7 protein-coding genes are annotated in these 12,143 nt (G+C 56.2%); 5 read left to right on the top strand and 2 right to left on the bottom strand.

Going from position 1 to position 12,143, the window contains the following annotated elements; genetic code table 11:
* Positions 1-53: 53 nt before the first annotated feature.
* The 5 genes from hydA (at position 54) to HZU72_RS01410 (ending at position 7,744) form a co-directional block, all read left to right on the top strand.
* Positions 54-1,493: a dihydropyrimidinase gene (hydA, locus tag HZU72_RS01430; RefSeq protein WP_180089895.1), complete on the top strand. Its 1,440-nt coding sequence runs from the start codon at positions 54-56 to the stop codon at positions 1,491-1,493.
* Positions 1,494-1,540: 47 nt separating this feature from the next.
* Positions 1,541-2,920, top strand: coding sequence for an NAD(P)-dependent oxidoreductase (locus HZU72_RS01425; RefSeq protein WP_180089893.1), 1,380 nt, complete (start codon positions 1,541-1,543; stop codon positions 2,918-2,920).
* The gene (gene preA / locus HZU72_RS01420) at positions 2,917-4,251 is read left to right on the top strand and encodes an NAD-dependent dihydropyrimidine dehydrogenase subunit PreA (RefSeq protein ID WP_208457906.1); all 1,335 of its coding nucleotides are present in this window, start codon (positions 2,917-2,919) and stop codon (positions 4,249-4,251) included. The genes HZU72_RS01425 and preA overlap by 4 nt, the downstream gene beginning before the upstream one ends.
* A 175-nt stretch (positions 4,252-4,426) precedes the next feature.
* Positions 4,427-5,278 (top strand): ABC transporter substrate-binding protein, encoded by an 852-nt coding sequence (locus HZU72_RS01415; protein WP_180089891.1) that lies wholly within the window; start codon positions 4,427-4,429, stop codon positions 5,276-5,278.
* Positions 5,279-5,530: 252 nt separating this feature from the next.
* Positions 5,531-7,744: a TonB-dependent hemoglobin/transferrin/lactoferrin family receptor gene (locus tag HZU72_RS01410; protein ID WP_180089889.1), complete on the top strand. Its 2,214-nt coding sequence runs from the start codon at positions 5,531-5,533 to the stop codon at positions 7,742-7,744.
* Between the two features lie 237 nt (positions 7,745-7,981).
* On the opposite strand, the gene HZU72_RS01405 is transcribed toward HZU72_RS01410, so the two are convergent.
* Both HZU72_RS01405 and HZU72_RS01400 read right to left on the bottom strand, forming a co-directional pair.
* On the bottom strand, positions 7,982-11,029 hold the full coding sequence (locus tag HZU72_RS01405) for an efflux RND transporter permease subunit (protein WP_180089887.1): 3,048 nt from the start codon (positions 11,027-11,029) through the stop codon (positions 7,982-7,984).
* A 1-nt stretch (position 11,030) separates the two neighbouring features.
* Complete coding sequence (locus HZU72_RS01400; protein ID WP_180089885.1) at positions 11,031-12,125, bottom strand: efflux RND transporter periplasmic adaptor subunit; 1,095 nt, start codon at positions 12,123-12,125, stop codon at positions 11,031-11,033.
* Positions 12,126-12,143: the final 18 nt, after the last annotated feature.

The raw sequence follows: 12,143 nt of genomic DNA, 5'->3' as shown, positions 1-12,143 counted from the left end.
CAACAAACAGATTGCCGGTTAAATTTTCTAGTTAAAAACAACAGGAGCGAACGATGAGCTTATTAATCAAGGGCGGCACCGTGGTCACCCACGCCGACACCTACCGCGCAGACGTACTGTGTGTCGACGGTAAAATCCATGCGATTGGCACCGATCTAGATGTCCCTGAAGGGTGTGAAATGGTCGATGCCAGCGATCAACTGGTGATGCCTGGCGGCATTGATCCCCATACGCACATGCAACTGCCGTTCATGGGTACCGTGGCCAGCGAAGATTTCTATACCGGCACCGCCGCGGCCTTGGCCGGGGGCACCACTTCGATCATCGACTTCGTGATCCCGCAGCCGGGTCAGTCGCTCCTTGAGGCCTTCGAAACCTGGCAAGACTGGGCGGAAAAAGCCGCCACCGATTTTGCCTTCCACGTGGCGATTACCTGGTGGGACGATAGCGTGCGAGAGGAAATGGGCACCCTGGTTCATGAACACGGGGTGAACAGCTTCAAACACTTTATGGCCTACAAGGGCGCGATCATGGCCACTGATGACATCCTGGTGGAAAGCTTCTCGCGCTGTCTGGAGCTAGGCGCGGTGCCTACGGTTCACGCCGAAAACGGTGAGCTGGTCTATCACATGCAGCAAAAACTGCTCGCCCAGGGAATGACCGGGCCAGAGGCCCACCCGCTTTCGCGCCCGCCCCAGGTGGAAGGCGAAGCAGCCAGCCGGGCGATTCGCATTGCCAGCACCCTGGGCGCACCGATCTATCTGGTTCACGTATCCACCAAAGATGCCGTCGATGAAATTGCCTACGCCCGCCAACAAGGCCATCCGGTGTATGGCGAATGCTTAGCCGGGCACCTGCTCATCGACGATAGCGTCTACCAGGATACCGACTGGGGCCGCGCCGCCGCCCACGTTATGAGCCCGCCCTTCCGGCCCAAGGGCCACCAGGAAGCGCTCTGGCACGGCCTGCAGTCGGGAAACCTGCAAACTACCGCCACCGACCACTGCTGTTTCTGCGCCGATCAGAAAGCCGCCGGTAAAGATGACTTCACCAAGATCCCCAATGGTACTGCAGGCGTCGAAGACCGCCTCGCCGTGCTATGGGACGAAGGCGTCAACACCGGCAAGCTGTCGCCCCAGGAGTTTGTCGCGCTGACATCGACCAACACCGCCAAGATATTCAACCTCTACCCGCGCAAAGGTGCGATTCAAGTGGGCTCCGATGCGGATATCGTGGTTTGGGATCCCAACGGCACTCGGACGATTTCTGCCAAAACTCACCACCAGAACGTCGATTTCAACATTTTCGAGGGCAAAACGGTGCGCGGCATTGCTCGTCACACCATTAGCAAGGGCAAATGGGTGTGGCGGGATGGTGAGCTGCGCGCCGAGCGCGGTGCGGGCCGCTATTTGGAGCGCCCCGCCTACCCCGGTGTATTCGAGCTGCTCGCCAAGCGTGCCGAGCTTAACGCCCCAGTCGCCGTTAAACGATAACCGGCGCTTAATAACTGTTGTTTCTATAAAACAGCGGAGGCTCTACCGTGATTAGCCAACTGATCCATCTACCCAGCGCAAAAGAGGTCGACACCTACGACCCAGCTACGCTTGCAAGCAACTTTAGTGATCTTCACCCACCGTTAACCCGGCGCCAGGCGATGATCGAAAGCCAGCGCTGTCTTTACTGCTTTGATGCGCCCTGCGTCGAAGCGTGCCCGTCGGATATTGATATTCCTAGTTTTATTCGCCAGATCAGCGAGAACACTATCAACGGCGCGGCGGAAACCATTCTGGAAGCCAATATCCTAGGTGGCAGTTGCGCCCGGGTGTGCCCTACCGAAATTCTCTGTGAACGCAGCTGCGTGCGTAATCACGATGCCGAGTGCCAGCCAGTACTGATCGGCCTGTTACAGCGCCACGCCACCGATAACATGCAGTTCGATAGCCACCCGTTTAAACGCGCCGCCACCACTGGCCGCCATATCGCCGTAGTCGGCGCCGGCCCAGCGGGGCTCTCCTGCGCCCACCGTTTGGCTATGCTCGGGCATCAGGTAACGATTTTCGAAGCTGAGCAAAAGCCTGGCGGGCTCAACGAATACGGAATTGCCCGCTACAAAATGACCGACGACTTCGCCCGCAAGGAAGTCGAGTTTTTGCTGGAAATTGGCGGCATCGAGATCCAGTACGGCCAACGGCTGGGCGAAAACCTGGAGCTTGCCACGCTCCATAAGCAGTACGATAGCGTGTTTCTCGGTTTAGGCCTGGGCGCCAGCCGTGCCCTGGGTTTAACCGGGGAGCAAGCACCCGGCCTGATGCCTGCGGTAGACTACATCAAGGTTCTCCGCCAAACCGACGATCTAGGCAGCCTTGCGGTAGCCAAGCGCTGTATCGTGATTGGCGCTGGCAATACCGCCATCGATATGGCCACCCAAATGGCCCGCTTAGGCGCTACGGAGGTAACGCTGATTTACCGTCGCGGCATTGAAGCCATGTCCGCCACCGGCCATGAACAAGAGATTGCCAAAGCCAACGGCGTGCGGATGGTGACCTGGGCTCAGCCCGACGAGATTCTGCTGGATGATCAAGGCCGCGTGACGGGCATGCGCTTTGCCAAGACCCACGATCAGGCGGGCCGCTTAACCCCTACGGGGGAGATCTTTGAGATCGCCGCCGATGCTGTCTTCACCGCTATCGGCCAAGGCTTCGAAGGCGCGAGCCTAAGCGATGCCACCGCCGCTGAGCTTGCCCGGGACGGCGAGCGCATCCACGTCGATGAAATGTTCCGCACCTCGTTGCCCAATGTGTATGCCGGTGGCGACTGTGTGAAGCCCGGTCAAGACCTTACCGTTCAGGCCGTGCAACACGGCAAACTGGCAGCTCACGCCATTCATCAGGCGCTTGTCGCCAAGCAGGAGGCCGCATGAACACACTCACTTTTACACCACTGGGAAAGAAAAACAGCGGCGACAGCGTGGTTAATGGTGTTGATCTTTCGGTTAACTTTGCCGGTATTAAAGCCCCTAACCCGTTCTGGCTGGCCTCCGCCCCGCCTACCGATAAAGCCTACAACGTAGTGCGCGCTTTTGAGGCGGGCTGGGGCGGCGTGGTGTGGAAAACCCTCGGCGAAGAGCCACCCGCGGTGAACGTCTCCTCCCGCTATTCGGCTCACTACGGCAAAAACCGCGAGGTGATCGGTTTTAACAATATCGAGCTGATTACCGACCGCTCGCTGGAGATCAACCTTAAAGAAATCACCCAGGTGAAAAAGGACTGGCCCGATCGTGCGCTGATCGTTTCCATTATGGTGCCCTGTAATGAAGCAGCCTGGGCCTACATTCTGCCGCTAGTAGAAGCCACCGGCGCGGACGGCATCGAGCTCAACCTGGGTTGCCCTCACGGCATGCCGGAGCGCGGCATGGGCGCGGCGGTGGGCCAAAACCCCGACCTGATCGAGAAAGTCACCTACTGGTGCAAAAAGCACTATTCCAAACCGGTGATCGTGAAGCTGACGCCCAATATTACCGATATTCGCGTGGGCGCCCAGGCGGCGCTGCGCGGCGGGGCCGACGCGGTGTCGCTGATCAACACCATAAACTCGATTACCAGCATCGACCTGGACAACATGGTCGCCAAGCCCACCGTCGGCCACCAGAGCACTCACGGCGGCTACTGCGGCAGCGCTGTCAAACCCATCGCGATGAATATGGTGGCGGAAATCGCCCGCGACCCGGCGACACCAACGCTACCAATTTCCGGCATTGGCGGCATTTCCACCTGGCGGGATGCGGCGGAGTTTATCGCCCTAGGTGCTGGCAGCGTGCAGGTGTGTACGGCAGCGATGCTCAACGGCTTTAGGATTGTGGAGGAGATGAAAGACGGCCTCTCACGCTGGATGGCGGAAAAAGGCTACGACTCCATCGAGGCGTTCTCCCGTAAGGCGATACCGCAAACCACCGACTGGAAACACCTAGACATCAACTTCAAAACCATCGCGAAGATCGACCAGGATCTATGCATCGAATGTGGCCGCTGCTATATCGCCTGCGAGGATACCTCCCACCAGTCGATTGCCAAGTTCACCGAGCAGGACGGATCGCGCCGCTATGAAGTGATCGAAGAGGAGTGTGTGGGCTGCAATCTTTGCCAGATAACCTGCCCGGTGGAGAACTGCATCACCATGGTGCCCCAGGAAACCGGCCAACCCTTCCTGGCCTGGGATAACGACCCGCGCAATCCTTTCAGGGTCGCCTCTTAACCTCTTGACCCACTTTTTTAAACAGTCGTTAGCGCTACCCACCGCCCTCAGTTTGTGAGGGCGGTCGCGTTTTCTGCAACATACTGTTCCATCACCCAGTAGCGACAAAAGTCAGCATCCCTGAGAATATGAGAATTAATAGCATATAAAATACTTTCTCACAAAAGGAAACCCTATGAAGTTCGCTATCACTACCACCGCTATACTCTTAGCAACTGCCAGCGCCACCGTGAGCGCCGACCAGCGAATCGCCACCTTCGATTTAGGCAGTCTGGATACGCTGGATGCGCTAGGTTTAAACGAGCAGGTAGTGGGTGTACCGAAAGCCAGCCTGCCTGGCTATCTTGAGCAGTATGCAGCCGATGACGTCACCGATATTGGCGGCCTGCGCTCACCGGATATGGATGCTCTTGGCGAAAGCGAGCCTAGCCTGATTCTCTACACTGGCCGCCAGGGTGAGTGGGAAGAGGAGCTTGGCGACATTGCTCCCCTGCTCAATACCAGCCTGCAAGGTGACGATTACCTGGCCGCTTTTGAAGCCAATATTCGCGATTTGGCCAGCCGCTTAGACGCGGAAAGCGAAGCGGAAGAGGCGCTTGAAATCCTGCACGCCGAGATTGAGTCCCAGCGCGAAGCGCTAAGTAACGCTCCCCGCACGCTGGTGGTAACCCACAACGGCGGGAACCTGATGCTGAATCAGCACCCCGTGGTGCACGAGGTACTGGAGGTAGACGCACTTGAGATGCCCAACAGCGTGACATCAGAAACCCGTGGCACCCGTACCTTTACCCCGCTTTCCCCTGAAGCGATTGCCAAGATCAATCCAGAGATATTACTGGTCGTTGACCGCAGTGCAGCGATTGGTAATGAACCCGCCGATGCGGATAGCCTGAGCCAAACGCTGGCAGACGCCGGTGCAGATAATGCGCGGGTTGTTATGCTCACCCCTGCATTGTGGTACCTCTCTGGCGGTGGCCTACAGAGCCTGCGTCTGCAGATTGAAGAGGTTTCCGCCGCGCTTAACTAATCCGTTAACTAGACGCTTAACTAAGAAGCCCTCAACTAATCCAGCAACGCCACCAGCGTTAAATAAGTGGCGTTGCTGTTAGCCCCCTCCGACTCGGTTCTGAAGCGAGTCATTTTTTTCTAGCCGCTAGCGTTTTGCTTTCCACCTATTTCCTCAATTGGTGCAAGTTTTGGTATTGACAGCAGATCACCACTGTAAACTATTATCATTAACTTGCGTTAATCTAAATCAATTCTATTTGACGGAAATCGAATGAAACCACTCCCTGCGTCTTCCTGTAAACTATTCGGTTACGCGCTTCTTCCCTTAACTATCGCTTCCCCATTACCCTTAACATCGGTACAGGCAGATGATCTATCAGTCACGCCTGCATCAGCGGTCAGTGATAACGATGAGTCGGCGTTTAAACTCTCCAATGTTCAGGTCACTGCTGAGCGGCTGGTCACCGCGACCGAAAAAACCGCTAACGAAGAAGGTTCAGTCAGCGAGATTGATGCCCAACAGCTAAAAAATACCGTCGCTTATTCGGCCGATGATCTCTTTCGCTACGATCCCAGCATCTTGACGACCAACAATGGCCGATTTGGTCTCTCCGGCTTCAACGTCCGCGGACTCGACGAAAACCGGATCTCGCTTCAGCTCGATGGCCTTGAGATGGCCGAAAGCTATGGCCCGACCTCGAGCTATCTCGATACAGGTCGCCTGAGCACCGATGTCTCGTCTCTTTCCAGCGTATCGGTGGTCAAGGGCGGCAATGCCCAACAGGGATCAGGCTTCAGCTCGGTTTCATTACAGCTGCATTCGCCGCAAGATTTCCTCGCCCCAAGCGGGGACGACACCCATGCTAGCATTGAGGCGGGCTATCGTAGTGACAACGATGGTTTCTTCCAAAACGTTACATTTGCTGCTCGCCGGGGCGATTATGAATCCTTGCTAATTGCCACCAATCGCAATAGCAAAGCGACCGAGAACTACATCGGCAGCGGTGAAAACGACCAGACCCAGGGCGATGAACGCACCACTCCTGACCCTGGTGATGTGGATAACTATGATGTTCTACTGAAACTTCAGAAGTTCAACAATAGCGGGCAAATTGGGTTGGTCGCACAAAAGTATCGAGCAACGTCTGACCTACATCTTTTCTCTTCGGAAAATGCCCGATACGGCGATTATTATAGTGCCGATACGCTAACGCGTTATCGGCTTGGTATCTATCAGGATGCCGAGTATAAGAGCCCTCTGTTTGATGCACTCCATTGGCAAATCGACTGGCAACAAACCGAGACGATCAACGACAGCTCGATGGTCTACAACGGCTACAATCGCTTGATCAATCGCGACTTCGACCAGACCACCTGGCAGCTCAAGACGGATTTCAGCAAGCAGATCGACGTCGGCATTCCACAGCAACTGGCCTATGGGCTAACACTCAAACGCGATGACTATGAGAGTCTCAGCGAAGATTACAATCTGGATGCCGATACGGTAGAACAATCACGCTTTTCACCGCCGGGTACCGCTACCCGTGTTGGACTCTACCTTCAAGATCGGTTATCGCTGGCAGAAGATCGCGGCAGCCTGACGCCAGCACTTCGATTCGACCATTATGAGTACGATCTCGACAACGACAACCTTACTCCGCAATCCTACGATGGCGCCGAAGGCCAGGCGTTGACCGGCCAGATCGGAGGCACTTGGAATATTGCGTCAAGCACCGAGCTATTCGGTAAGACCGGCTTCGGCTTCCGAGCACCTTCTTATGAAGAGCTTTACTACGACTACGACGCAGGAAGAGGCTATCGAATCGTCGCCAATCCCGATCTTGACGATGAGCACAGCCGTTTTGTGGAAGTGGGAATCCGTAATCAAGGCAACTTAGGCAATGCCGAACTTACGGGCTTCTACACTGACTACCGCGACTTTATCGAGAGCTCGGTCTCGGTGAGCATCGACCCTGGGAACTATCCATCTGGAGAATACAGCACCGAGAACATCAATCGCGCCATCATACGAGGCGTCGAATTCAAGGGCCAGCTGGACTTAAATAAGGCCATCGGCGTCAATGATGGCTGGTATGCCCGCACCGCAGCAGCCTATATCGAAGGTAAAAACCTGGAAGATGGCAGCGCGATAGAATCCATCCCGCCCATTCAGGCCGTCGTCTCCCTCGGCTACGAAGACCCCAATCAGCAATGGGGTAGCGAGCTCGCGGGAACGTTCGTCAACCAGGTCAGCGCCCACGACGCAGAAGATGCGTACGCACCCGCCGCCTATCAGCTCTACGACCTGACCGGGCACGTGAGTCTAGGGGATCACCTAACAGTGCGTGGCGGCATCTTCAACCTGTTGGACAAGAAATATTGGGTGTGGGATGACGTAAGAGGTATCACGACAGACTATTCTGGGGCTGACCGCTATACGCAACCAGGGCGTAACTTCGGTATTAGTGCAGAGTATGTATTCTGAATCGTTAAGCAAATAGCGTAGTGAATGGATTAACCTAAATTTACCGATATTTTTAACGAGATACTTCTATAGGCCTGGACAGCATAGACTTTAGTCTGACTTGAATATTATTTTAATGAATGGAAATAGAAACGGTTTGCAAGCAGGCGTAAACGGCGGACGTTAAAGTATCGGTGAAGAGCACCTTAGCCGTGGCTTGACCAAGCCACGGCTAAGGCGAAGGAAGGCATCGTGAGGTTATTTATCAGGGTGTATGCGAATCTGGTACAGCACGCAATAAACCACCGGCAGCACTATCAGGGTTAATAGCGTGGCGACACCCAAGCCACCGATCAGCGCGACCGCCATGCTGGCGAAAAAGGCATCACTAATCAGCGGGATCATTCCCAACATAGTGGTCAGCGCGGCCATGGCGACCGGGCGCACGCGGCTGACGGCGGCTCGCACCACTGCGTGGTAGCGGTCTTGGTGCAGCGGCAGCTGCACGTTGATCTCCTCTACCAACACGATGGCATTTTTGATCACCATACCGATCAAGCTCAGCGTGCCCAGCAGCGCCATAAACGAGAAGGGTAACCCGGTAACCAACAAAGCGCCCACTACGCCAATAATCGTCAGCGGTACCAGCGACCAAATGGCCAACGGCTGGCGGAAGTTATTGAACAGCACCACAGTGAGAATAAACATCATCACTATGCCCAGCGGCAGCGAGGAAAATAACCCACTCTGCGCTTCGCCAGCGGTCTCAAACTCACCACCCCACTCCAACCGGTAACCTGCCGGTAGATCCAAGGCCTCCACCCGTGGGCGAATGTCGGCCAATACGCTGGCTGCGGTCACCCCGCTTAGCGGATCCGGCTCACCGTACACCGCCAGCATGCGTTCGCGATTGCGGCGCATAATCAGCGGATCCGCCACCTGTGTGGTGATATCGCCGATGACTTGTTCGGCGGTGATATAGCGGTTTTGCTCTGCGCTCCAGACGTTAAGTGAGCCTAGGTTATCCACATCGTGACGCTGTTCGGGGATTGCCCGCGCCACTATCGGAATCAGGTCGCTGCCGTCGCGGTAAATGCCCACCTGGCTGCCACTGGTACTCAGAGCCAGGGTGCTGGCCAGGTCTTCACGGGTCACACCCAGCCTACGTGCAGTATCTTCAAGAAAAACGGGCTCAATCGCCTGCACACGGTTACGCCAACTGGTGCGCACGCTGGTCATATTCGGTGTATCGATGAACATGGCCTCAACCTGATCGCCCAACTGGCGAAGCACCGCTGGGTCGCTGCCGTAGAAGCGTGCCTCTAGTTTGGCTTTCGGTGCAGGGCCAACCTCCAACGGGGCGATTTTATAGTCAATATCGCTATGGTCACGCTCAAGCACTTTCTCAACGTCGGCCATGCGGTCATGCTGGGTCGCCTTATCATCAGTTTCGACTATCAACTGCGCATAGCTTGCGTAGCGGTCTTCCGGGGAATAGGTGAGGGTAAAGCGCTGTGCTCCGCCGCCCACGGTGGTGGTCAGGTGGCGAACCCCCGGCATCTCCATCACGCTCTCTTCAAGTTTGCTAACGCGGCGTTGGGTTTCGAGAATATCGGTACCTTCCGGTGTGCGGTAATCGACAAAAAAGATCGGCGTATTAGAGGCCGGAAAGAAGGCATTTTTAACCGAACCAAAGCCGACCACCGCGCCGACCAATATCGCCACCATCAGCGCCAAGGTTAACCAGCGCCAACGAATACCGGTGATAATGACGCGGCCTACAAAACGATAAACCACGCCTTTATAGGGGTCTTCCTGTCCATCGCCGGGAGCAACATTGCGGAAAAACAGCTTGAAGTAGAACGGCGTTAACGTCAGCGCCGTGATCCAGCTCAGCAGTAGCGAGTAGAGCAGCACGAAAAATAACGAGCCGATAAACTCACCGGTGGTGTCAGGCGATAAACCGATGGGCGCAAAGGCGGCAATCGCGATCAATGTTGCGGCCAACAAGGGCCAGGCATTTTGGCGGATCACCTGGTGTGCAGAATCGCGAATCGTGCTGCCACGCTTTAACCCCACCAGCATGCCTTCGGTGACCACAATGGCGTTATCTACCAGCATTCCCAGGGCGATAATTAACGCACCCAGCGAGATTTTTTCCAGCTGCAAACCGTGAAAACGCATCAACATGAAGGTGCCGATAATCGTGATCAGCAGGATAAAGCCCATTAACAGACCACTGCGCCAGCCCATAAACAGCATTAGCACCACGATGACAATGGCCACTGCCTGGATCAAGCTGACCAGGAAGCCGGATACAGCGTCATCGACCACCTGGGGCTGGTTGTAAACGACGTTCAGCTCCATACCCAGTGGTGTGCGGGTTTGCAGTTCATCCAGACGCTGCTGTAGCCGTTCCCCCACCTCGACAACGTTCACCCCGCTTTCAAAGGAGACGCCCAACGAGATCGCCGGCCTGCCCATATCGCGGTAAAGCTGCTGGGGCTGCTCCGCCAGCTCACGGCTCACATCGGCAATATCGCTCAGCCGCACCAGCTCGCCGTCGCCCTCACTGACAATCAGGGCGCGCAGAGCTTCAATATCTGCCGCACTACCCGTAGGTGTGATGCGAAAACGGCGGCCATCCTGTTTAAGATGCCCTGAGTCTGCCACTGCATTTTGGGTCTCAAGCAGTTGCTGAAGGCGTGTTAACGGAATATTCAGTGCGCGCAGGCGTTCCCGATCAACTTCGATATAGATGCGCTCTTCGTGCTCACCGCTTAGCGACACTTTCGCGACGCCCTGCACCAAAGCGAGCTCGCGCTTGAGAAAATCAGCATGGTCAGCCAGATCCGGCATGCTATAGCCATCGCCCGTCAGGTTGACCATAAAACCAAATACATCGCCAAAGTCGTCGTTTACGCGGGATTGACTCGCCCCCGGCGGAAGCGCGGCTTGGGCATCCTGTACTTTACGGCGCAGCGAATCCCATAATTGCTCCAACTCCTCGTTCTGCACCGTACTTTCGAGCTCAACGGTGATCTGCGATAGGCCATCAGAACTCACCGAGCTGACCCGCTTGATCGATGACATCTCCTGGATCGACTCTTCGAGTGTCGAAGTGACTTCCTGCTCTACCTCTTCAGGCGTCGCACCAGGGTACTGCGTGGTGATCAACGCATTGCGAATGGTAAATTCGGGGAACTCCAACTGGCCCATGCCCAAAAACGACAGCGCGCCACCCGCCAGCAGCACCACGGTCATTAAATAGCTGGCCGCTCGGTGGCGTAGAAAGTAGTCGACCATATTAAAGCCCCTGCTCTTTTTCCCACGGGGTCACCCTGGTGTTCTCGGCTAAACGGTGGGCTCCGGCCGCCACAACGCGATCGCCCGCTGCCAACTTTCCGCTGATTTCCAGGCCGCTTGAGGTTAACCGACCGACCTCTACCGGTACCGCTTCAACGCTTTCCGGCTCGATGAATCGCCATACCTGGGCCTGGTCGGGATCATCACCGACATAGCTCACCGCGTCAGCGGGCAGTAGCCACAGCGGGGCGCTATTCTCGGTTTGCAGCGAGCTCAAATCGAGCCGCACGTTGGCACTCATACCGTCTAAAAGGGTGATATCGTCCGGCTGAGGCAGCGTTAGGGTGACTTCATAAGCCAAACTCTGCGCGCTGGCCTGGGTGGTGTAAGAGGCTAGCTGGGCGAGATAGGGTTTATCGCTATTGCCAAAGCGCACTTCAAACGCCAACGCATCACCGAAGGGCGTTCCATTACTTCGCGGTATGCGCTGCACAATCTGCTCGGGCAGATGAAACACCACGTCTAACTGCCCTGGCTGCTGGATCACCGCGACCGTTTCTTGCACTTGGATTATCTGGCGGTTATCCACTGGCACTTGGGCAATCACACCATCGTAAGGGGCGCGTAGCTTTGTATGCTCGACCTGCTCTTGGGCCTGCTCAAAGGTGGCCCGGGCGGCCCGCCACTCACTTTCCGACTCATCAAACTGGGATTGGCTGACCGCCCCACGCTGCAGGGTATAGCGCATGCGTTCTAACGTTGCCTCGGCTAGCTCCAAGCGCGAGCGGGCACTGTCCAGTTCGCTTTGCACATTGCGATCATCAATGCGCGCAATCACCTCGCCCTCGCTCACCCGCTGGCCGGGGCTCACATTGAGCTCCAGCAACTCCCCGGCCATACGAAATGACAAATTGCTGCGCGTAGAAGCTTCCACCCGCGCGGAAAACTGCCGTAAGGCAGCAGCATTTGCCGACTGCAGTGTCAGCAACTTGACTGGCCGTGTTGGATCAGTGGACTGCGCCTGGGGTTGCTCACAGCCCGTTAGCACGAGCAGAGCCAGTATGATGGGCAATGAACGGAGAAGAGTAACAGCCACGAGAGGCTCCTTGATGGC

The sequence above is a fragment of the Vreelandella sedimenti genome (genome assembly GCF_013416325.1).
GTDB lineage: Bacteria > Pseudomonadota > Gammaproteobacteria > Pseudomonadales > Halomonadaceae > Vreelandella > Vreelandella sedimenti.
This window is presented reverse-complemented; position numbering and strand designations above follow the sequence as displayed.

What these genes read in the sequence shown, in the direction of transcription:
- HZU72_RS01415 (WP_180089891.1), top strand. Translation starts at nt 4,427, where the DNA reads ATGAAGTTCGCTATCACTACCACCGCTATACTCTTAGCAACTGCCAGC.
- hydA (WP_180089895.1), top strand. Translation starts at nt 54, where the DNA reads ATGAGCTTATTAATCAAGGGCGGCACCGTGGTCACCCACGCCGACACC.
- HZU72_RS01410 (WP_180089889.1), top strand. Translation starts at nt 5,531, where the DNA reads ATGAAACCACTCCCTGCGTCTTCCTGTAAACTATTCGGTTACGCGCTT.
- HZU72_RS01405 (WP_180089887.1), bottom strand. Translation starts at nt 11,029, where the DNA reads ATGGTCGACTACTTTCTACGCCACCGAGCGGCCAGCTATTTAATGACC.
- preA (WP_208457906.1), top strand. Translation starts at nt 2,917, where the DNA reads ATGAACACACTCACTTTTACACCACTGGGAAAGAAAAACAGCGGCGAC.